General features: G+C 56.7%; 22 protein-coding genes. 9 read left to right on the plus strand and 13 right to left on the minus strand.

What is annotated here, in order from left to right; all coding sequences use genetic code 11:
- Positions 1–79 precede the first annotated feature (79 nt).
- Entirely contained in the window at positions 80–2,059 is a 1,980-nt protein-coding gene (gene acs / locus AYT24_RS07450; RefSeq protein ID WP_010933316.1) for an acetate--CoA ligase, read from the plus strand.
- A 73-nt stretch (positions 2,060–2,132) separates the two neighbouring features.
- Here acs and AYT24_RS10390 read toward each other — a convergent pair whose 3' ends face one another.
- The 4 genes from AYT24_RS10390 to AYT24_RS07465 all read right to left on the minus strand — a co-directional run bounded on the left by AYT24_RS10390 (position 2,133) and on the right by AYT24_RS07465 (position 3,717).
- Positions 2,133–2,288 carry a hypothetical protein gene (locus AYT24_RS10390; RefSeq protein ID WP_010933317.1) on the minus strand — a complete coding sequence of 52 codons (156 nt, stop codon included), beginning with the start codon at positions 2,286–2,288 and terminating at the stop codon, positions 2,133–2,135.
- 30 nt (positions 2,289–2,318) lie between these two features.
- Positions 2,319–2,609, minus strand: coding sequence for an ArsR/SmtB family transcription factor (locus AYT24_RS07455; RefSeq protein WP_010933318.1), 291 nt, complete (start codon positions 2,607–2,609; stop codon positions 2,319–2,321).
- A 53-nt stretch (positions 2,610–2,662) separates the two neighbouring features.
- Complete coding sequence (locus AYT24_RS07460; RefSeq protein WP_010933319.1) at positions 2,663–2,965, minus strand: (2Fe-2S) ferredoxin domain-containing protein; 303 nt, start codon at positions 2,963–2,965, stop codon at positions 2,663–2,665.
- 245 nt (positions 2,966–3,210) lie between these two features.
- Positions 3,211–3,717, minus strand: coding sequence for a hypothetical protein (locus AYT24_RS07465; protein WP_010933321.1), 507 nt, complete (start codon positions 3,715–3,717; stop codon positions 3,211–3,213).
- 210 nt (positions 3,718–3,927) lie between these two features.
- On the opposite strand from AYT24_RS07465, the gene AYT24_RS07470 reads away from it, so the two are divergent.
- Entirely contained in the window at positions 3,928–4,479 is a 552-nt protein-coding gene (locus tag AYT24_RS07470; RefSeq protein ID WP_010933322.1) for a hypothetical protein, read from the plus strand.
- A gap of 91 nt (positions 4,480–4,570) precedes the next feature.
- Here AYT24_RS07470 and AYT24_RS07475 read toward each other — a convergent pair whose 3' ends face one another.
- Entirely contained in the window at positions 4,571–4,900 is a 330-nt protein-coding gene (locus AYT24_RS07475) for a hypothetical protein (RefSeq protein ID WP_010933323.1), read from the minus strand.
- A gap of 58 nt (positions 4,901–4,958) precedes the next feature.
- Positions 4,959–5,435: a TspO/MBR family protein gene (locus tag AYT24_RS07480; RefSeq protein WP_010933324.1), complete on the minus strand. Its 477-nt coding sequence runs from the start codon at positions 5,433–5,435 to the stop codon at positions 4,959–4,961.
- A gap of 156 nt (positions 5,436–5,591) precedes the next feature.
- Here AYT24_RS07480 and AYT24_RS07485 point away from each other — a divergent pair, with 156 nt between their 5' ends.
- Positions 5,592–6,386, plus strand: coding sequence for an inositol monophosphatase family protein (locus AYT24_RS07485; RefSeq protein ID WP_010933325.1), 795 nt, complete (start codon positions 5,592–5,594; stop codon positions 6,384–6,386).
- Positions 6,387–6,465: 79 nt separating this feature from the next.
- On the plus strand, positions 6,466–7,869 hold the full coding sequence (locus tag AYT24_RS07490; protein WP_010933326.1) for a bifunctional UDP-3-O-[3-hydroxymyristoyl] N-acetylglucosamine deacetylase/3-hydroxyacyl-ACP dehydratase: 1,404 nt from the start codon (positions 6,466–6,468) through the stop codon (positions 7,867–7,869).
- 287 nt (positions 7,870–8,156) lie between these two features.
- Here AYT24_RS07490 and AYT24_RS07495 read toward each other — a convergent pair whose 3' ends face one another.
- The 3 genes from AYT24_RS07495 to AYT24_RS07505 form a co-directional block, all read right to left on the minus strand.
- The gene (locus AYT24_RS07495; protein ID WP_164927065.1) at positions 8,157–8,711 is read right to left on the minus strand and encodes a CDP-alcohol phosphatidyltransferase family protein; all 555 of its coding nucleotides are present in this window, start codon (positions 8,709–8,711) and stop codon (positions 8,157–8,159) included.
- Between the two features lie 107 nt (positions 8,712–8,818).
- Complete coding sequence (ruvC, locus tag AYT24_RS07500; protein WP_010933328.1) at positions 8,819–9,379, minus strand: crossover junction endodeoxyribonuclease RuvC; 561 nt, start codon at positions 9,377–9,379, stop codon at positions 8,819–8,821.
- A 3-nt stretch (positions 9,380–9,382) separates the two neighbouring features.
- On the minus strand, positions 9,383–10,138 hold the full coding sequence (locus AYT24_RS07505; RefSeq protein WP_010933329.1) for a YebC/PmpR family DNA-binding transcriptional regulator: 756 nt from the start codon (positions 10,136–10,138) through the stop codon (positions 9,383–9,385).
- Positions 10,139–10,330: 192 nt separating this feature from the next.
- On the opposite strand from AYT24_RS07505, the gene pheA reads away from it, so the two are divergent.
- The 5 genes from pheA to rpe all read left to right on the plus strand — a co-directional run bounded on the left by pheA (position 10,331) and on the right by rpe (position 17,530).
- Positions 10,331–11,173: a prephenate dehydratase gene (pheA, locus tag AYT24_RS07510; protein WP_010933330.1), complete on the plus strand. Its 843-nt coding sequence runs from the start codon at positions 10,331–10,333 to the stop codon at positions 11,171–11,173.
- The gene (gene polA, locus AYT24_RS07515; RefSeq protein WP_010933331.1) at positions 11,170–14,022 is read left to right on the plus strand and encodes a DNA polymerase I; all 2,853 of its coding nucleotides are present in this window, start codon (positions 11,170–11,172) and stop codon (positions 14,020–14,022) included. Before pheA ends, polA begins: the two co-directional genes overlap by 4 nt.
- A gap of 327 nt (positions 14,023–14,349) precedes the next feature.
- On the plus strand, positions 14,350–14,577 hold the full coding sequence (locus tag AYT24_RS07520; protein ID WP_010933332.1) for a DUF2795 domain-containing protein: 228 nt from the start codon (positions 14,350–14,352) through the stop codon (positions 14,575–14,577).
- 32 nt (positions 14,578–14,609) lie between these two features.
- Entirely contained in the window at positions 14,610–16,835 is a 2,226-nt protein-coding gene (locus tag AYT24_RS07525; protein WP_226986894.1) for a BamA/TamA family outer membrane protein, read from the plus strand.
- A gap of 32 nt (positions 16,836–16,867) precedes the next feature.
- On the plus strand, positions 16,868–17,530 hold the full coding sequence (rpe, locus tag AYT24_RS07530) for a ribulose-phosphate 3-epimerase (RefSeq protein ID WP_010933334.1): 663 nt from the start codon (positions 16,868–16,870) through the stop codon (positions 17,528–17,530).
- Positions 17,531–17,619: 89 nt separating this feature from the next.
- On the opposite strand, the gene trpC is transcribed toward rpe, so the two are convergent.
- The 4 genes from trpC to purD form a co-directional block, all read right to left on the minus strand.
- The gene (gene trpC, locus AYT24_RS07535; RefSeq protein WP_010933335.1) at positions 17,620–18,390 is read right to left on the minus strand and encodes an indole-3-glycerol phosphate synthase TrpC; all 771 of its coding nucleotides are present in this window, start codon (positions 18,388–18,390) and stop codon (positions 17,620–17,622) included.
- The gene (gene carB / locus AYT24_RS07540) at positions 18,387–19,871 is read right to left on the minus strand and encodes a carbamoyl-phosphate synthase large subunit (RefSeq protein ID WP_010933336.1); all 1,485 of its coding nucleotides are present in this window, start codon (positions 19,869–19,871) and stop codon (positions 18,387–18,389) included. The genes trpC and carB overlap by 4 nt, the downstream gene beginning before the upstream one ends.
- 135 nt (positions 19,872–20,006) lie before the next feature.
- On the minus strand, positions 20,007–20,438 hold the full coding sequence (locus tag AYT24_RS07545; protein ID WP_010933337.1) for a Mov34/MPN/PAD-1 family protein: 432 nt from the start codon (positions 20,436–20,438) through the stop codon (positions 20,007–20,009).
- A gap of 32 nt (positions 20,439–20,470) precedes the next feature.
- Positions 20,471–21,748, minus strand: a complete 1,278-nt coding sequence (purD, locus tag AYT24_RS07550) for a phosphoribosylamine--glycine ligase (RefSeq protein ID WP_010933338.1) — start codon at positions 21,746–21,748, stop codon at positions 20,471–20,473.
- Between the last annotated feature and the right edge of the window lie 19 nt (positions 21,749–21,767).

Genomic DNA, 21,767 nt, shown 5'->3' on the forward strand with positions numbered 1-21,767 from the left:
CTTACCAAGCTCCGACCGAAACGTCGGCGCTCTCTCAAGGAGCAGCAGACATTTTCTTCAATACAAAACCGTATGACCAATGGCTACTGAGCAAACGAAAGGCCAGTCCTCTGAATCGATCAGTTCGGTTCTCTCCGAGCGGAGGAAGTTTCCTCCGCCGGAAGCGTTCTCTTCCCAGTCGCACATTTCAAGCATGGAGCAGTACGAAAAACTCTATGCCGATGCAGCCGCGGATCCCGACAAGTACTGGGGCGATCTGGCGGAACAGTTCCACTGGTTCAAGAAATGGGACTCGGTTCTTGAATGGAATGCTCCATATGCCAAATGGTTCAATGGCGGCACCACCAACATCGCCTACAACTGCCTTGACGTGCACGTAGGCAGCTGGCGCAAGAACAAGGCGGCTATCATATGGGAAGGTGAAGAGGGCAACGAGCGCATCCTCACCTATGGCGAGCTGCACCGCCAGGTCAGCAAATTCGCCAACGTCCTGAAAATCGCCGGCATCAAACCGGGTGACAAGGTGGCGATCTACATGGGGATGGTGCCTGAGCTGGTCATCGCCGTGCTCGCCTGCGCAAGGGTCGGTGCGGTGCACAACGTGATCTTCGCCGGTTTTGCCGCCCACGCCATCACCGAAAGGGTCAACGACTCACGCGCCAAAATAGTCATCTGCGCCGACGGCACCCGCCGCCGTGGTAGCACCATCAACCTCAAAAATATCGTCGACGAAGCGATCATCAACACTCCTTCGGTCAAAAACGTCATCGTCCTCAAAGTGACCGGCGAAGAGATCCACATGCACGACGGCATGGATCACTGGTGGCACGACCTGATGGGGCTAGCCGTGGACGAATGCGAACCGGCGCAGGTCGATTCCGAGCACCCGCTCTTTTTGCTCTACACCAGCGGCTCGACCGGCAAACCGAAAGGCATTCTGCACACCACCGCCGGGTACATGGTGCACGCCGCCAGCTCGTTCAAATATGTGTTCGACATCAAGGACGAGGACATCTACTTCTGCACCGCCGACATCGGCTGGATCACCGGCCACACCTACATAATCTACGGCCCGCTGCTCAACGGCGCAACCGTCTTCATGTACGAAGGCGCTCCGAACTACCCGCAGTGGGATCGTTTCTGGGACATCATCAATCGCCACAAGATCACAATCCTCTACACCGCTCCGACGGCTATCCGCGCCTTCATCCGCGCCGGTAACGAGTGGGTCACCAAGCACGACCTCAGCTCGCTCAGGCTGCTCGGCACGGTCGGCGAACCGATCAACCCCGAGGCCTGGATGTGGTACCACAAGTATGTCGGTCAGGAAAAATGCCCGATCGTGGACACCTGGTGGCAGACCGAAACCGGCGGCATCATGATTTCGCCGATGCCGGGCGCGACCCCGACCAAACCGGGCACAGCCACCCGCCCGCTGCCGGGCATTATGGTCGATGTCGTCCGCAAGGATGGCACCCCGTGCAACGCCAACGAAGGTGGCTACCTGGTCGTCAAACGCCCATGGCCCTCGATGCTCCGCACCATCTATGGTGACAACGAGCGTTACGAAAAGACCTACTGGTCTGAATTCCCCGGCATGTACTTCACCGGCGACGGTGCAAGAAAAGATGATGACGGCTACATCTGGATCATGGGCCGCGTCGATGACGTGGTCAACGTCTCGGGTCACCGCCTCGGCACCAGCGAGGTCGAAAGCGCGCTCGTTTCACACGAGGCTGTCGCCGAAGCCGCCGTCGTCAGCCGTCCGGACGAAATCAAGGGCAACGCCCTCGTCGCATTCGTGACGCTGAAAGACGGCTACGAAGGCGACGCCAAACTGCGCGACTCGCTCGGCAAGCACGTCGCCAAGGAGATCGGCGCTATTGCTAAGCCTGACGAAATCCGCTGGGCCAAAGGTCTGCCGAAAACCCGCAGCGGCAAAATCATGCGCCGCCTGCTTCGCGAACTTGCCACTTCCAACGAGATCAAAGGCGACGTCACCACCCTCGAAGACCTCGGCGTCATCGAGAACCTCCGCGAACAGGAAGACGAAGGCTGAGCAATCAGCGAGCTCAAACAAAAAAGCCCTGGCAACCCGGGGCTTTTTTTGTTTCCAAAAAGACAATTGTCCTTTACTCTTTATCCTCTTTCGCGTTCTTCTCTTCCGGAACACAGGGATGTGTTGGCTGGTCGCCGTGGCACTGCTTGATGGTTTCGGGCGAACATTTCTCGGGGGTGCCTTTCAGCATTTCTGGCTTCTGGCAACAGCAGGATTTTTCTTCACTCATGATTTAACTCCGGTTGGATTGATGATGCTTTCACTCATTTTCATTCGTGACGCCGAGTAACGCTGATGCGACCAATTTCCATTCGGCAAGCACTTCCCGATCCACGCGGTAATGCACCGAATAACCGCGCCGTTCGGGAAGCACGACTTCGGCATCACGCAAAACCCGAAGATGCTGCGAAACCGCCGCCGGGGTGATGTCAAGCGCCTTGGCCAGCGCATTCACGCACAGCGACCGCTCCTTCAGCAGCTCGACTATCCGAACCCTTGAACCAACGGAAAGCACCTTGAACATCCGTGCCATGTTGTCAGCGTTACTCATCGAGTCAATCTAATTAAGTGAACGCGCAAATACTAAAATATTTTCAAACAAGCTCAGGCTTCGCTCATCAAACGCTCGATCACGGATAAAACTGCATCCACATCATCCGGCGAAACCCTGGAAAACCAGAGCTTCTGCGGATAGATCATCACATTCGGCCCCTCGCCGCAAACTCCCATGCAACCGGACGTCGAAACCCGCACCTTCCCTTTCCACCCTTTCCCGTCAACAGCTTTTTTCAATTGATCTTTCACAAGCTGGCTGTTATTGTCAGCACACGATTTTCGTTCGCCTCCGCGATCATTGGTACAGACAAACACGTGAACGATGTAAGGTGATTCGTTTTGAATTTGCATAATGGAATATCTCCTTAATTGAATATTTCGTCTAACGTCACGCGTCAGCCGCCCCGCGTAGCGGCGTTGGCTGCACAGCCTCCGGTTGACTGCCGGGTTGGGCATTAATGGTCGGCCCTCTTTGTTGAACGCCCCGCAATGAAAAGCGGCACCTCATAGATTGCAGAAAAGAAAATGAATAAAGCGGTTGCCAATGACTTTGCACATGCCACAAGCAATGGGGGGCCGAACAGGCGAATGCTTTCCTAAACGACAACCGCAACCCAAAGAATGATAGTGTAGTCGCTCAGTGCGATGGCGAGCTTGCTTACGGAGAACCGTCGGCCGCGCAGCCAAAAGTTCTTATTAGTTTGAACGGCCTCAGGCTGGGCAAACATTGCTCTGGTAACGGAAGGCTCTATTCGTTCAACCTTCATTTCCCAGGACTCTTGCCAGAACTTGCCAGCGCGATTGCCGAGTGACCAGGCAACGGAACAAACAAAGCCGAAGCACGCGACAACAACCGATATGTCAGAGCTGTAACGCCTTAAGGTCGCAGAGGCAACGAAGGCAGAGGCGATGAAACCCCAAAAGAACAGCGACCGGCTCCAGAAAAGTTCAATTTCGAGTTTTCGTGTTTCGACGGTAGTTTCGTAAGCCTTCATGAGCCTTTGAAACTTGCGGTCGTCGATCAACTGAGCTTGTGGATCGCCGTAGCCATTTCCTTCGGCGGTGAGTCTGTTTGGTTCATCGGAGATTGGATTACCAGCCATGGAGAGCGGCTCCTGTTAATGGTACCCAACATTAATTAGATTGATCCGCATAAGACGCGGATTTTTGATCTTCAGTCCATTATAAGACGCACACAGCAACATCCGACAAACCCTTCAAACACTCCACAACAATCGCGCCACTGTCGTCTCACACAAAAATTCCCTACCTTTCAAGGTAAGCTTTCCACCGAAAATAAAACCACCTCACCCATGCGACCAGCACACATCATCCGGATTCTCCCGCTCTGCACCGCCCTGCTTTTCGCAGGATGCGGCGGCAATTCGACCCCGCAGTCTGAGACCGGCGGCGGCAATGCAGCGGTTCAGCAGCAGGCATCGAAAATCATCGAACCCTGCCAGCTCATCACGCAGGATGAAGCGGCAAAACTGCTCGGCGAAGCGGTCAAGCCTGCAGAGAAAAGCGAGAAGCAGGTTGTCGGCATGAAGCTCTGCATGTACAAGCCAGCCAGCGGCGAACCAATCCCGTTTTTGCAGGTTTCGCTGACGCAGGACGCATGCTTCCCGCCCGGTGGCGCTGGCGCGGCATCGATCTACAAAAGCCTCAAGGATAATTTTGAAGGTATGAGAACCGACATCGATGGCGTGGGCGATGAAGCGTTCATCGCAAGCGGCGGCATCTACATTATGGCCGACGGCTACTACATCCAGATCGGAGCCGGCAACACCAGCAATGCCGCCATTCGGGCAAGGCTGATCGAGGCGGGAAAAATGGCCGTTGCGAAGCTGAAAACGCTGGAGTAACCCCAGTAAAAAGCCCCCCTGACCAAACGGCATTCAGGGGGGCGTAGATCACGAAGTTCCGTCGAATCGGGCCATCCGGTATTTCACCACTCTAGCTCAAGGCTATTCCACATTTCCAACAGAAATGCGGATTCATCGACCGTCCTAAATACTTGTGTTGCAAGCCGGGCACCGCCAGTTGGTAAATGAAAAAAACAAGCGCACCAATGACCACAACAAGCAGCAATGGCGTAAATATTGCAGCCAGATAAGTTCCGAGCATCAAACCCGTGCTTTTATCTGCCGTAACATAAAGAATCATCAAAATGAAGAGCAGACCGAAAAGCACTATCTGATTTCGACGTCTGTTTGCAAATTCGTTCTTGAACGCCTGTTTTTGCTGCTCGGTGTACTGGTGTACTCCATTACTCTCTACCTCCATTATCCAGTGTTACGGTTGACAGAACCTGTCACCCTAACCCGCCCGACCTGCTGACGTATCAGGGATTGAGCTGTAGAATAGTGAAATTCAAATAAGATGCGAAGCTCACCCAGCAGAGATACGGCACCAGCAGCAGTGAAGCCGGTTTCGAAACTCTGGCAAAGGCGAGCATGGTCAGGACAATGAAAATCCAGAGCAGAACAATATCGACCAGACCGGCAAGCGGCGACTGCATCCCGAAAAACGATGCTGACCATCCGAGATTCAGCATCAGTTGAATCGCGAAGAGCACAACGCCGACGTTGACCTCGTTCTTCTTCCAGCCCGTGCCAAGCACCTTTGCAAGCGCTGTCCCCATCATGATAAAGAGAATTGTCCAGACCGGGGGAAAGAGCCAGTCAGGCGGATTCCACGATGGCTTGACAAGGGTGGTGTAGTACCATGAAGCCGGCTTCGGCGTAAAGGTGCTTCCGGCAAAACCGACTGCCAGGCAGAGGCCGATACAGAGCGCGAGGGTGAGTATCTGTTTATTCATGATGAGCGGTCGTTTGACGAATCGGGAATATCACACTAACAAGCCCTATTTCCGGCATTTAATTCCCGCGTGCCGTTATCTTGCTGCGCCTGCACTTCTCAACGACAAATGATATATTGGGCCAGCCATTTTCATTCACCTGACACCATGCAGAACATGAACCTCGAACTCCAGACGGCCGTGAAGGCAGCCAAAGCCGCAGGCGCGATTACGCTTTCGAGATTCGGCGAACTTTCTCATCGCGAGATCGTCGCCAAAGAGTACAAGGATTTCGTCACCGAAGTTGACAAGCAGTGTGAAGCAACCATCACGGCCACCATCACCGAATCGTTCCCTGATGACGGTTTGCTCTGCGAGGAGGGCACCAGCGGCAGTGGCGCTTCCGGGCGCACCTGGATCGTCGATCCGCTCGATGGCACGCTGAACTTTATCCACTCGTTTCCGGTGTTCGGCATCAGCATCGCCATGCGCGACGCATCCGGCGAACTCGCGGTGGGCGTGGTTTATCAGCCGGTGCTCGACGAGCTGTTCACTGCCGTCAAGGGACGGGGCGCGTTCCTGAACGGTAAGCGCATCAGTGTCTCGACGCGCGAAGAGATGCAGAGCTATCTCTTCGCCACCGGCCTGCCCTTCAGGGATTACGATCACTACATGGACGGCTACATCGGCCTCTTGCGGGATGTCATCAAGGACTCGGCAGGCATCCGTCGCGCCGGATCGGCCTCCATCGACCTGGCCTACACCGCCGCCGGACGCTTCGACGGCTTCTTCGAGTACCGACTCTTTCCGTGGGACTTCGCGGCGGGCGTGCTGCTGGTGCGCGAAGCGGGTGGCATCGTAACCGGCATTGCCGGCTCGGATGATGTGTTCGCCCATACGAGCATCCTTGCTGGAAGCCCGCTCACCCATCCGCTGCTGCTGGAAAAAGCCCGGCGGCATTTCGGGGCCTGACCCGCGTCAAGCAGCCAATTTGAAGAGTTGGCGCCGCTTTCGTATCTTTGATATTTTTCATCGCAAGCTCCAGCCATCCATGCTCATTCATCAACGCACCCTCCAGAACGAAATTTCGCTCACGGGGATCGGCCTCCACACCGGCCACGAATGCACCATCACGTTCAAGCCCGCACCGGTCAACACCGGCTATATTTTCGTCAGAACCGACATCAATGACTGCCCGGAGATTCCGGCGCTGATCGATCACGTCGTCGATGTGCTCCGCGGCACCACCATTGGCATCGGCGATGTCAAGGTGCACACCACCGAGCACGTGCTTGCCGCCCTGTACGGATTGCAGATCGACAACTGCCGCATCGAGCTGAGCGGCCCCGAGCCGCCGGTGCTCGACGGCAGCTCAAATCCGTTCGCCGAAGCGCTGCTTTCGGCAGGCATCGCCGAGCAGGACGAACCGAAAAACTATCTCGTGATCGACGAGACCATCGAGTTTCACAATCCGGAAAAGAGCGTGGACATCGTGGCCCTGCCGCTTGACGGCTTCCGCATGACGGTGATGGTCGATTACAAAAACCCGGCGCTCGGCTCGCAGCACTCCGGCCTGTTCGACCTCGACAAGGAGTTCCTGCGCGAGTTCTCGCCGTGCCGAACCTTCTGCTTCCTTTCGGAGGTCGAAGCGATGGCCAACCAGGGCATCATCAAGGGTGCGGATATTGACAACGCCATCGTGATCGTTGACAAGCAGCTCGATGAAACCGAGGTGCAGACGCTCGCCGACAAGGTTGGCGTGGACGCTTCGCACCTGGTGCTCGGCCAGAACGGCATTCTGAACAACCGCGAACTGCGCTTCTCCAACGAACCGGCCCGCCACAAACTGCTCGACCTGCTCGGCGATCTGGCACTGCTCGGCATGCCGGTCAAGGCGCAGATCCTCGCCGMCCGTCCCGGCCACGCCTCGAACGTCGAATTCGTCAAGCAGCTCAAGAAGTACGCCGACCGCAACAAGCTTGCCCGCCAGTACCAGCACGAGAAAAAAGCTGGCGTCATTTTCGACATCAACGCCATCCAGAACATCCTGCCGCATCGCTACCCGTTCCTTCTGATCGACAAGATCGTCGAATTCAAGCTCGACGAAAAGATCGTCTCGATCAAGAACGTCACGATGAACGAACCCTTCTTCCAGGGTCACTTCCCTGGCAACCCGATCATGCCCGGCGTGCTCATCATCGAGGCGATGGCCCAGACCGGCGGCATCATGATGCTCAACGGCAAGGAGAACATCAAGGAATCGGTGGTCTTCTTCATGGGCATCGACAAGGCACGGTTCAGGAAGCCGGTGCTGCCCGGCGATACGCTGGTCATCGAAGCGGTCATGACCAACATGCGGCGCACGGTCTGCCAGTTTGACGCCAAGGCCTACGTGCGAGGCGAGCTGGTCTGCGAAGCTTCGCTGATGGCTACCGTGATGGAGAAAAAGAACTGAAACACTGTCAGAAAATACGTCATCATGAAAAAACCCCGGAGTTCCGGGGTTTTTTCATGATTTCCACACTCTTCCACACCTGACCAACAGGCTTGCCAACAAGTTATCCACATTTTCCACACACCACAAAATAAGTCCGTGAACATCCACCATCTCTTTGAAATAATTACACTTAACAAGGCCCATATATAACACTGGCCGTTACTTATGTACACTTATCCATATTGCAGGCGTTAATCTGTGGATAACCTCCTGCATTCAAAGAGATTATGAAAAAAAGAGGAAAATCAGGCCTTGAATTCCGCCCCTTTCTGGATTTTGTAGAACCTGATGCAGTATTCTACAAACGAGTAGAAAAGGGTGGCAGCAGAAAGATACATAAAGAACTCTTTGACCGGCCACTGCCGAAAAACAGGAAGCGGCCAGACCATCGAGATGAACATCATTGAGACGAATCCCACCGCCCACTTGCCGGGCCAGAGCGAAGTGGTGAGCACGTTGTGCCGGTGACGAATCCAGGCCGCGCCGAGGAAAATCACCAGGTCACGAAACACAACGAACACCACGAACCATACCGGCAACTCCCCTTTCCAGAGGTAGTAGAGAGCGACGCTGGCCAGGCAGAGTTTGTCGGCCAGGGGGTCGAGAATCTTGCCCATGTCGGAGACCTCGTTGGTCCACCGGGCCATCTGGCCGTCGAACCAGTCGGAAAGCAGCGCCACCACCATGATGATGAGGGCGATGTGCGTCTGACCCGCGTCGAGGTAGTAGATGAACCAGGGAATCAGCAGAATCCTCAGGATGCTCAGCGAATTGGGGAGATTGAAAATATGTCCCTTCACAACGGTTCTTGTTTGGTTCCGGAAAAGAGACCCGAAGGTCATCCTGAGGATCGTTTGACAAAACAGATGCCGAAATCCAAACTCCGGCACCACTCGTTGATAAAAAATCAGGCCATCAGCTCGGGATGCTCGTTTACGAACGCCGCCCATCCCTTGCTCCGCCCTTTTCCGTTCTTGCGCAACTGGCCGCCGAGCGAAGATGCACCCCGAGCGAGATCGCAGTAGGCGATGCCAAGCGCATCGGTAACATCGAGAGGCTTCAGCTCACCGCCAAGCTCGAGCATCCGCGACAGCATTGCCGCCACCTGCTCCTTGCACGCCGAACCGGTGCCGGTAACCGAGAGCTTGATTTCGCGCGGCGCGTATTCACGCACCGGCAAGCTATGCCTCATCACCGTGGCAAGCACCGCCCCCCTGACCTGGCCGAGAATCAGCGCGCTTCTGACATTGCGCCCCACGAAGGCCGTCTCAAGCGCCACCGCCTCGGGCTTCAGCTGCTCGATCACCTCGTCGAGGCCCGCGCAGAGCTGGCTGATCCGCTCATGCAGCGTATCCGCTGCGCGAGGGCGAACAAGGCCGCATCCAAGCACGCGATAGCCCGCCGCCGTTTCGGCGATGACGCCATAGCCGGTTTTGCGGCTGCCCGGATCGATGCCCAGTACAATCATGGGTTACTCTTCTTCAAGCACGCTCATGACGCTTTCACTCATGTCCATGTTGCTGTAGACCGCCTGGACGTCATCGCTGTTTTCGAGCGCGTCGATCAGCTTGAGCGCCTTCCGGGCGTTCTCGACATCGAGCTCGACATAGTTGTCCGGAATCATGTCAATCTTGGCGTTCTCGAACGGAATACCAGCCTCTTCGAGCGCCTTCTTGACCGGCTCCAGATCCTTCACGTCGGTCAGCACGGTGAAGTACTGCTCGTCGTCGCTCTCCAGCTCCTCGAGTCCGGCGTCGAGCAGCAGCTCCATCAGGTCGTCCTCAGAGATGGCCGACCTGGGAACCTCGATGGAACCCTTGCGCTTGAACATCCAGCCGACGCTGCCACTCTCGCCGAGCGACCCGCCGCCGCGGCTCATCAGGTGGCGAATGTCGGCCACGGTGCGGTTGCGGTTGTCGGTCGCGGTCTCGATAATGATCGCAATGCCGCCCGGGCCGTACCCTTCGTAGGTGATCTCTTCGTAGGTCGCGCCTTCGAGTTCGCCGGTGCCTCTTTTGATGGCGCGCTGGATATTGTCCATCGGCATCGAGTTGGCCCGTGCCGTATCGATGGCGAGCCTCAGACGCGGATTGCCCGTCGGGTCGCCACCGCCCATTTTGGCCGCAATGGTGATCTCCTTGACGAGCTTGGTGAACAGGCTTCCTCTCTTCTGATCGGTGGCGGCCTTTTTACGCTTGATGGTCGCCCATTTACTGTGTCCTGACATAGGTTACAACCTGATTATTAGATAAAAGTCGGATATGACGCGTTTATGAAAAGATTTATTTTACTTTAAGAAAAGCAAATTCTGCGGGGTATGAATAACAGTGCCTCTGAAAATTGCCACGGCTTCTGACAGTTGCCGAGCCGGGTCGGCAAAATTTCAAACGTGCTATTAAATTAATTACAAGAACGAAGAATGACAAACTGGTTGATCGCTTATCAGGGAGAGCCTGGTGCATACAGTGAAATTGCGGCACTGCGCTTCGGCGAACCGCTGCCTTGCGAAAGCTTCGATGACGTCTTCTCGGCGGTCACGGAACAGAAAGCCGACTACGCGGTGATTCCCATCGAGAACTCCCTCGGCGGCAGCATCCACCAGAACTACGACCTCCTGCTCCGCCGCCCGGTGGTGATTCTCGCCGAGACCTTCGTGAAGGTCGAACACTGCCTGCTCGGCCTGCCCGGCGCGTCGGTGGAGACGGCGACCAAAGCAATGTCGCACCCGCAGGCGCTGGTGCAGTGCCACAATTTTTTCGCCACGCATCCGCAGATCAGGGCCGAGGCAGCATACGACACGGCTGGAAGCGCCAAGATGGTAGCCGAAAGCAGAGACAAATCGGCGCTCGCCATCGCCTCGAAGCGGGCAGGCGAACTGTACGGGCTCGACATCCTGAAGGAAAATCTCGCCGATGAAGAGTGGAACATCACCCGTTTCTTCTGCATCGCGCACGAAAACAATCCCGACATTTCGCACCTCAAAGTCCGGCCCGACGTGGCCCGCCAGAAAACCTCGATCGTCTTCGCGCTGCCCAACGAGCAGGGGTCGCTCTTCCGGGCGCTGGCAACCTTCGCGCTCCGGGGAATCGACCTGACCAAAATCGAGTCGCGCCCGTCGCGAAAAAAGGCGTTCGAGTACCTCTTCTATGCCGATTTCATCGGCCACCGGGAGGATCAGAACGTCCACAACGCCCTCGAAAATCTCCGTGAGTTCGCGACGATGGTCAAGGTGCTCGGCAGCTACGGGGTGGTGAATCCATGACGAGTGAAAACCAGATCGGCCTGTTTGACGCTCCAGTATCAGAACCGAAACCGGCAGCAACACCGCAAAAAAGTCCGGCAGATGCAGAGAAAACCAAGCCGGGACTTTTCTTGCTTGACGGCATGGCGCTGGTCTATCGCGCCTTCTACGCCTTGCAGCAGGCACGAATGAGCACGCGCGACGGCGTGCCAACCGGCGCGGTGTTCGGCTTCGCCACCAGCCTGCTCAGGATCATTGAGGAGTACCGGCCGGACTACCTTGCCGTAGCGTTCGACAGCCCTGAAAAAACCTTTCGCCATGAAAAGTACAAGGCGTACAAAGCCAACCGCCCCGCCCCGCCGGACGACCTCATCAACCAGCTCGACAATATCAGGGAACTGATCCGGGCGTGCGGCATTCCGCTGATCATCATGCCCGGCTTCGAGGCGGACGACCTGATCGGCACGACAGCGCGGAAGTTCGAAGCCGACTGCCAGGTCTTCATCGTCACGCCGGACAAGGATATGTCGCAGCTTGTGCACGACGGAGTACGCATCCTCAAGCCCGGCAAGAAGCAGAACGAATTCGAGCTGCTCGGCAGCCGCGAGGTTGCCGAGCAGTTTGGCGCGCCGCCGGAGCAGTTCATCGACCTGTTGACGCTCACCGGCGACACTTCGGACAACATCCCCGGAGCGAAGGGCATCGGCCCGAAAACCGCCTCCAGCCTGCTCAAAAAGTACGGCTCGCTCGAAGGCATCTACGCCAACATCGATGCCCTCACCCCAAAGACGCGCCAGAGCCTCGAAGCGTTCCGCGAGATGATGCCACTGGTGCGGGAGCTGGTGACGATCCGCACCGATCTCGACCTGCCGCTCACCCTCGAAGCGCTACACGCCAGCAAGCCCGATCCCGAAGCGCTTTTCGCGCTTCTCGCAAAACTGGAGCTGAAGAGCATCGCCGCCCGGCTGCCCGCCGTATTGCAGATCGATACCTCCGCTGCTTCGTCTTCCGAAAACGCGCCAGCAATGGCGAACTCTGTCGACCCCGGCGATCCGCAACTGATCCCGGCTGGCGAAGGCTCCGAATATCACCTGATCGACAGTAAGGAGGCTTTTGACAAGCTCCTGACGCTGCTCGAAAACTCCGGAGGTTTTGCGGTCGATACCGAAACCACGAGCCTCGACACCTTTACGGCGGAGCTCGCGGGCATCTCCTGTTCGGTCAAACCCGGTGAAGCCTTCTTCGTCTATTTCGGCACACCGGGTCTCGACGCCAAAACGACCGTCGCCAGATTGAAACCGCTTCTTGAAAATCCCGAGATTCCCAAAACGGGCCAGAATCTGAAGTATGACATCCTCGTGCTGAAGAAGTATGGCGTGGAACTGGCTCCGGTCGGGTTCGACACCATGCTCGCAAGCTATGTGCTCAATCCTGAAGCTCGCCACAACCTCGACGACATGGCCGCGCTGTACCTCGGACGGCAGACCACCAAGTACACCGAGCTGGTCGGCACGGGCAAGCAGACCATCGGTATCTTCGAGGTCGAGCCGCGCAAGCTCTCGGACTACGCCTGTCAGGACGCCGACATCGCCCTCAGGCTCCGGTACTCGCTCGAAGAGCAGCTCGAAAAAACGCCTGAACTGCTCGAAGTGTGCCGCAAGCTCGAATTCCCGCTGGTTAGGGTGCTGGCCGATATGGAGCACAAGGGGATCTCGATCGACACAGCGCACCTCGAGCAGCTTTCCATCAAAGTCACCGGTGAACTGGCCACGTTGACCGAACGAATCTTCGAAGCGACGGGTGAGACATTCAACATCGACTCGCCGAAGCAGCTCGGCCATATCCTTTTCGATGTGCTGAAGCTACCCGCGAAAAAGGCCACCAAAACCGGTTACTCGACCAACGTGCAGGTGCTCGAAGAGCTGGCGATGCTGCATCCCGTCGCCTCCGACCTGCTGGAATATCGCAGCTTGCAAAAGCTGAAAAGCACCTACATCGAGGCGCTGCCGAAGATGATCAATCCGCTGACAGGCAGGGTGCACACCTCGTTCAACCAGTCGATCACGGCCACCGGACGACTCTCGTCATCGAATCCGAATTTGCAGAACATCCCGATCCGCACAGAGCTTGGCAAGGAGATTCGCCGCGCCTTTATACCGTCAAATCCCGGCAACCTTCTGCTCTCGGCGGACTACTCGCAGATCGAACTGCGCATCGCGGCGGAGCTTTCAGGCGATCCGATGCTCATCGAAGCATTCCGCAACCACGAGGACATCCACGCAGCCACGGCCCGGGTCATCTTCGATACAAAAGAGATAACACCCGACATGCGACGCAAGGCCAAGGAGGTCAACTTCGGCGTGCTTTACGGCATTCAGCCCTTTGGTCTCTCCCAGCGCCTCGGCATTCCGCAAAAAGAGGCCAAAGAGATCATCGACACCTACATGGCGAAATATCCCGGCATGTTCTCGTCGCTCCAGACCATCATCGAGGAGGCGAAGAAAAAAGGCTATGTCACCACGCTCATGGGCCGCCGCCGCTACGTGCCTGACCTGAACAGCGCCAACAGCAACATCCGCAAAGCTGCCGAGCGGGTCACGATGAACACGCCGATCCAGGGCACGGCTGCGGATATCATCAAGTTCGCCATGTGTTCGATCAGCCGCGAGCTGAAAAAAGGGGAATTCCGCTCGGCAATGTTGCTGCAGGTACACGACGAACTGCTCTTCGAGATGCCGCCGGATGAAGAGGCTCGCCTCAGGGAAATGGTCGAGCGAAACATGATCGAAGCCGCCTCGAAATGCGGGCTGAAGAACGTTCCTGTGGAGGTGGATACCGGCTCCGGAAAAAACTGGCTGGAGGCCCATTAGCCGTTGATTATTCAAAAAATCTTTTTTTATATTTCGTGAGCCTAATCGGAACCACGCTGTTATTTGGGAGTCAAAACCCCAATGCCTTTTAAGACAAAGGATTGCAGCTTCCCCGATAACCATGTAAGTAGTGGATCCGCAACGGCTAACTTTGAAACATGAGCGTCTGAGTGAGGTCTGTTCAGACCGAGTTCTCCGATTGTCGCTCTCTTCCGATCATCATCTGATACGGCATAACGAGCGATCACACGGAAAAACAGGTATCAACAACAGCCGTAAAACACGACAGTCTTTTTCCCATCCCAGAATCAACCATTTACCGTCAGTATGTATTGGAATCTCGATCTTGCCCGATATATTGCCGATGCTCCCTGGCCTGTCACCAAGGATGAGCTGATCGATTACGCCAACAGAACAGGCGCACCGCAGCAGGTAATCGAAAATCTTGAAAATCTTCCCGACAGCGACGAGCTGTACGAAACACTTGAAGAGATCTGGCCTGACTACCCCACTGACGAAGATTTCGGTTACAGCGATGAAGAACCTCTGAACTGAGGAGAACGGAGCACGATGTTTTTTTTTTGAGGATGATCTCCCGCCGTCTTCGGGCGGCAATGACAGTCTGGCTGCTTCTCGTTCTCTCCATACCGGGGGTGCTAAGGGCTAAAGAAAGTTCGTCCTCTGCAAACGGCAAACCTGCGGTGTTCCCGGAGGTCAAAAGCATCAAAATCACCGGCAACAAAGCCCTGACGACCGAAGAGATCAGGGAGGTCATGTCCACCTCAACGCGCAACTCATTCTTTGGCACCGGGCTTTTTGCAGGTGCACGAAGACCATTCATCGCCGACGATTTCGAGAAAGACATCAGCCTTATCCGCAAGCTTTACACCTTCAAAGGCTATTTCTTCGCCGATGTCGAACCCACCGTCAAACGGAGCAAAAACGGTGATGTGAGTATCACCATCCGGATCAGGGAAAACCAGCCAACCCTTCTCGATTCGCTCAGCTACGCGGGTCTGGACTCCATACCTGAAAATCTCCGCTCTCGTTACCTCAAAAAAAGCCTCCTGAAACTCCAGCAGATATTCAGCGTTGAAAAGCTGATCGAGGAACGGGATCGTACCCTCGATTTTTTCCGGGAGCACGGTTATACCTTTTTTCATCCCGACAGCATCAGGATCACGGTCGATACCCTTGGCCTTCATGCTGGAGTACGGTTCGACATCAGCCTCCCCGGACGCTACGCCTACGGCCCGGTAAAGGTATTCGTCCACGATCCCCTGAAGAAAGACAACCCGGCAATCGCGAAGACATTCGTGCGGGACAACGTTTCGGTCACCATTTACGGCCACCAGAAGTTCTCGCCGAAGGTGTTCTCGTCGGCCATCGCCTGGAAGCAGGGTGCCCTGACCCGCCAGTCACTTGAACAGAGAACGCTTGAAAATTTCGGATCGACCAATCTATTCTCATCCATCTCGATGCAGAAAGATGCCGCACGCGCCGGAGCGATTCCCATAACCATCGATCTCGACCCCGCTCCCAAGCACCAGATCGAACCCAAACTGCTGGTTGACAATCGCTACGGCTCCCTGTTTGTGGGCGGCGCGCTTTCCTATGAGAACCGAAACCTGTTCGGCGCCGGCCAGCAGCTGAAACTTTCGACCAACTACGGCAGGCAGCTCTCCTCGGACACCAACGTTCTCTCCAGCCTCAGCGCCGACCAGTACGACAAGCTCATTCCCTATGAATTCAATATCAAGGCGGACCTCGTCATTCCGAGGCTTGGTAAACAGGGGTCGTACTACAACGGAACCGTCGAATATGCGCAATCAAAACTGCCGGTGCTGCTCGACAGCAAAAGGGAGCTGATTCGCGCAACCTACAGCACCCGCCCGACCAGAGTTTCAAAACTAGACTTCGATTTCTTCGAACTCGAAGTGGCCCGCAAGGATTCGCTGCGCGGTTTCCAGCAACTCTTCAAGAACGATTTGGCTCAAAACATCGGCATCAATCCCGCCGATCCGGTAGCGGTTAACCGCGGCCTCGACAGCCTGCTCCAGACCCGGCTGAACCAAACCTTCAGGCTTCGTTATAGCCTGTCGAACCGCGAAAAATCCACGCGGTCGAAAAGGTCGCCCATATGGAACTTCTCGGTGACGGCGGAGGAGTCGGGCAGCTTGTTGTGGCTGATCGACAAGTACATCGATAAAAAGTCCTACGCCGGATTTACCGACTCTGATCCGCAGATTTTCGGAACGCCCTACAACCAGTACGTGAAGCTCGACACGCAACTGGCCGTCACCAAAAATCTTTCACCCAAACGACAGGTGGCGGCCAGAATCGCCCTCGGCTGGATGAGCCCGTACGGCAAGGCCGATACGACGCCGGAAGATCACCGCTTTTACGCGGGCGGGTCGAACAGTATGCGCGGCTGGGTCTTCGGAACGCTCGGCCCCGGAAGCTGCCCGAACGCGGCAGTCTCCAACTTCGGCGCGGATATCAAGGCCGAACTCGGCCTCGAATACCGGATACAGTTTTTCAAGGTCTTCGGCCAGGAGTCGGGCATCGCGCTCTTTACCGACGCAGGCAACATCTGGGACAGAACCGGCCCCTACGCCTTCTCGCTCCGCTCGCTCACGCAAGACTTCGCCTGGGACTGGGGCGCGGGGCTGCGCATCGGTTCGCCAATCGGGCCGTTCCGGTTCGACTTCGCCTGGAAGCTGCACGACCCCGCCAATCCGCAGCCGTGGCGCTTCTCACAGACGAAACTGACCGATTTCACCTTTAACTTTGGAATCGGAGAAACGTTTTAACCGAATTCATTCACGCTTAACATTTTGAATCTATGCCCGGAAAAACCACACTGCTTGCCCCGTCGATCCTCTCCGCAGACTTCACGAACCTGAAAGCCTCGGTCGAGCTTGCTGAAAAGGCCGGTGCCGACTGGATGCACTGCGATGTGATGGATGGCATTTTCGTGCCCAACATCACCTTCGGCTCTTTCATCGTGCAGGCGATTAAACAGTGCACCAGCATAGTGATTGATACTCACCTGATGATCGTCGACCCCGACAAGTATATCGAAGATTTCGCCAAGGCCGGTTCCGACCAGATTACCGTGCACCTCGAAGCCTGCCCGCACCTGCACCGCACGATCCAGCTCATCAAAAGCCTTGGGGTGAAGGCTGGCGTCTCAATCAACCCCGCAACTCCGGTGTCGCTGCTTGAACCGGTACTCGCCGATCTCGATCTCGTGCTCCTGATGTCGGTCAACCCCGGCTTCGGCGGGCAGAAATTCATACCCGGCGCGATCAAAAAAATCATGCAACTCGACGCCATGCGCATGGAGATGAATCCGGAGATGGTGATTGCCGTCGATGGAGGCGTCACCGAAGAGAATGCTGCGATGATAGTCGATGCCGGAGCAGATGCACTCATCGCAGGCACCGCCTTCTTCCGCGCTCCCGATCCGGTAGCCGCAGCGAAAAAATTAAAAGGGCTGGAGTAAGAAAAGAAAAAGACTTATAGGTCTCACAGGGCCTATAAGTCTTCTATGAAAAGAGAAGATTTCCGGAAGTTATCTGTCCACCACTCCCCCTAACCCCACGAGAACTGCCTCAACTCCTCGCTTGCCAGCAAACCCTCGCCGATGAGCACAGCGTCAAAGCCGGCGTCCTGCATGAGCAGCACATCGTCGCGGCGTTTCAGGCCGCTTTCAGCGACGGAGAGCACGCCTTCAGGATACTCCCGCTTCAGGTTAACCGAGGTCATGAGATCGACGGTGAAGTCGCGCAGATCGCGGTTGTTGACCCCGACAATCGTAGAACCCTGCTCGATGGCAATATCAAGTTCACGGCGATCGTGCACTTCGACCAGCGCGTGCAGGCCAAGTTCAGCGAAAAGCTGGAGGTAGTCGCGGAGTTGCGACGGTTCGAGCGCCGCCACGATGAGGAGCGCCGCATCCGCGCCCATGAGGCGGGTTTCGTAAATCTGGCTCTCGTCGATAATGAACTCCTTGCGGAGCACAGGAATGGAGAACTGCTGCGTGATCGCCTTCAAGTAGTCTGGCGACCCCTGAAAGTAGTGGGAGTCGGTAAGGACGGAGAAGGCCGACGCGCCAAGTTCGGCGTAGCGCGCAGCGATGTCAAGCGGACGAAAATCCTCGACGAGCACGCCGCGCGAGGGCGATGCCTTTTTTACTTCAGCGATGAGATTGATGCCGCCGTCACGGCTCGTAATGGCCGAGCGGAAATCGCGCGTCGCCGGAAGATCGCCGCACGCCTCACGATAGCGGCGCTCCGGTTTCAGCTTTTTCAGTTCGGCAACCTCTCTTGCCTTGGTCTCGAGAATCCGGGTAAGATAGGTCATGCCGCGCTTCCAGCTGCCATCTGTCGAAGTTCGTCCTCGAATTCGACGATCTGTCGGATGTTGTCAAGGAACCACGGGTCGATGCCGGTCGCCTGATGAATCTCCTCGACGGTTGCGCCAGCCTGGAATGCATAGCGGAGATAGAACATCCGGTCAGCCTTGGGAATCTTGATCTTTTCGAGCAGATCCTCTTTGGCGAATTTGCGCTGCTGCTGGGTCATGTCGATGACGTTCATGATATCCTTCCCATCGCAGCCCAGACCGGCCCGACCGATTTCGAGACCGCGAAGCGACTTCTGGAGCGCCTCGCGAAAATTGCGTCCGAAAGCCATCACCTCGCCGACCGACTTCATCTGCACGCCGAGGCGCGAATCGACATTCTTGAACTTCTCGAAATCCCAGCGAGGCACCTTCACCACGGTGTAGTCAATCGAAGGCTCGAAGCTTGCGGGCGTCGTCTTGGTGATGTCGTTGGTAATCTCGTCGAGCGTATAGCCTACCGCGAGCTTGGCAGCTACCTTGGCAATCGGGAAGCCAGTCGCCTTCGAGGCAAGCGCGGAGCTTCTCGACACGCGAGGATTCATCTCGATGACCACGATGCGGCCACTCTTCGGGTTGATCGCGAACTGGATGTTACTGCCGCCGGTCTCGACGCCGATTTCGCGGATGATTTTGATCGAGGCGTCACGCAGCTCCTGATACTGGCGGTCGGTGAGCGTCTGCGCCGGAGCGACCGTGATGCTGTCGCCGGTATGCACGCCCATCGGATCGACGTTCTCGATGGAGCAGACGATGATGACGTTGTCGGCCAGGTCGCGGATCACCTCAAGCTCGTACTCCTTCCAGCCGATCAGACTCTCCTCGACCAGCACCTCGCCAATTGGGCTCTCGGCCAGACCGCGCCGCACCATGTCGTAGTAGTCGGCCTTGGTCTCGGCGAAACCGCCACCCGTGCCGCCGAGCGTAAAAGAGGGGCGAATGACAATCGGCAGACCGATCTCTTCAAGCGCCTCCTTGGCCTCTTTCTCGTTGCGAACGAAGAAACCCTTGGCCATTTCAAGGCCGAGCTTTCGCATCGCATCGCCGAAGAACTCGCGATTCTCAGCCTTGCGGATGGCGCGGAACTTCGCACCGATCAGCTCGACACCGTGGCGTTCGAGCACGCCCGACTCGGCCAACTTCACCGCCGTGTTCAGCGCGGTCTGACCGCCCATGGTCGGTAGCAGCGCGTCCGGCTTCTCCTTTTCGATGATCTTGGTGACATAGTAGGGCGTGATCGGCTCGATGTAGGTGGCATCGGCCAGCTCGATATCGGTCATGATCGTCGCGGGATTGCTGTTGACCAGAATGACCCGGTAACCATCCTCCTTGAGCGCACGGCACGCCTGGGTGCCTGAATAATCAAACTCACACGCCTGCCCGATAACAATCGGGCCAGCTCCAATCACCAGAATAGACTTGATGTCCTCGCGTTTTGGCACTAGTCTTCCGCTTTTAAATCTTGAGGTAAACTGTCAGTTGCGTAATGTACAAAAATTTTCATCTCTTCTTTGAGGGAACACGGTGGGTTTGATGGACGAAGTGGGCGAACAAGAGCTCACTCTTTCATTCATAATTTAAGCGATTACCTTGATCTGCTCCTGATGGAATCCGCCGGAATCGCGTCGGAGCCACGAGGTGACCTCCCTTGGCACGCCGCCGTAGAGCGAGATGATCAGCATCGAATGGCCCGCGCTGGCGAAATCGATGTCGTTTCTCGATGGAACGGCAGTCGAGTTGATATGCGAATGATAAGAGCCGACCACCACCAGACCGAGGCTATGGGCCTCGCGCTCCACGTCGATGAATTCGTTATAGGCGATTTCAAAGCCGTTCTCCTTGCCGTAGTAGAGCACGTTCCGGCACGGCGCGACTTCGACCACGATGTTGTCAATGTTTCCGCGATGGTCAACGACCTTCCGGCCAACGAGCAGGCCGCAGCACTCGTAGGGAAGATCCCTGACGGCATGCTCCTGGATGATCTCAAACTTGCGACGAGGTAATTTCATGTACAGCCCACTACAAAAATGTCCCGAATGATTCAAAGCGCCTTCGCGCCAATGTCGCGGCGGCAATACGCGCCTTCGAATTCGATGGCATCCACCGCGCGATAGACCCGATCGAGCGCCTCTTTCAGCGAACCGGCACAGGCCGTCACTGAAAGCACGCGGCCACCGGAGGTCACCAGCGCATCGCCGTCGCGGCGCGTACCGGCATGAAAAACAAGCACGCCCTCCATATCGTTCACTGTCGGATCGATGGTGATCACCTTGCCGGTCTCGTATGCGTCGGGATAGCCCGCCGAGGCCATCACCACCGTCGCAGCAGCGCCCTCCTGCATCTCAAACGGCACGACTTCGAGACCGCCCTCGACGCTCGCGAGCAGAGCGTCGAAGAGGTCGCTCTTCAGCATCGGCAGCACCACCTGCGTCTCCGGATCGCCAAGCCGCGCGTTGTACTCGACCACCGATGGCACGCCCTTGTCGATCATGAGGCCGACGTAGAGAAAACCGGTATAGGCATATCCGTCGGCCCTCATCCCGGCGAGCGTCGGGCGGATAACCTCCTCCTCGACCCGCCGCATCACCTCCGGCGTCACCAGCGGAGCCGGTGCGTAGGCCCCCATGCCGCCAGTGTTCTTGCCGGTATCGCCCTCGCCGATCCGCTTGTGATCCTGCGCAGAAAGGAAGAGCTGATAATTTTGACCATCGGTCAGGGCGAACACACTCGCCTCCTGGCCAGAGAGGAACGCCTCGATCACCACCTCGTCGGCAGCATCACCGAAGATGCGCGACTCGAAAAATTCGTGGATCGCCTCAAGAGCCTCATCGCGGCTCATCGCAACGACGACACCCTTGCCCGCGCAGAGGCCGCTCGCCTTGATCACTTGCGGAAAGGTCGGGCACGTTTCGAGGAACGCCTTCGCGGACGCATAATCGCGGAACACCTCGTACCCAGCGGTCGGAATGCCGTGGCGCTTCATAAACTCCTTGGCGAACACCTTGCTCGTCTCCAGTTGCGCTGCCTCGGCGGTCGGGCCAACCACCTTGAAGCCCGCCTCGCGGAACCGGTTGACGATGCCCGCTTCGAGCGGCTGCTCCGGGCCGACCACCGTCAGACCAATCGACTCTTTCGCGACCAGTTCGAGCAGCGCGTCGATGTCGGTCGCCTTAACCGGCGTGTTACGCACCTTGCCGCCCATCGTGGCCGTGCCGCCGTTACCGGGGGCCACGAAAACGGTCGAAACCTTGCTGCTGCGCGCGACGGCCCAGGCCATGGCATGTTCCCTGGCGCCGCTTCCGATAATCAGAACCTTCATGTTTGCGTATAAAGTGATG

The sequence above is a fragment of the Chlorobaculum tepidum TLS genome, from assembly GCF_000006985.1.
Lineage (GTDB): Bacteria > Bacteroidota > Chlorobiia > Chlorobiales > Chlorobiaceae > Chlorobaculum > Chlorobaculum tepidum.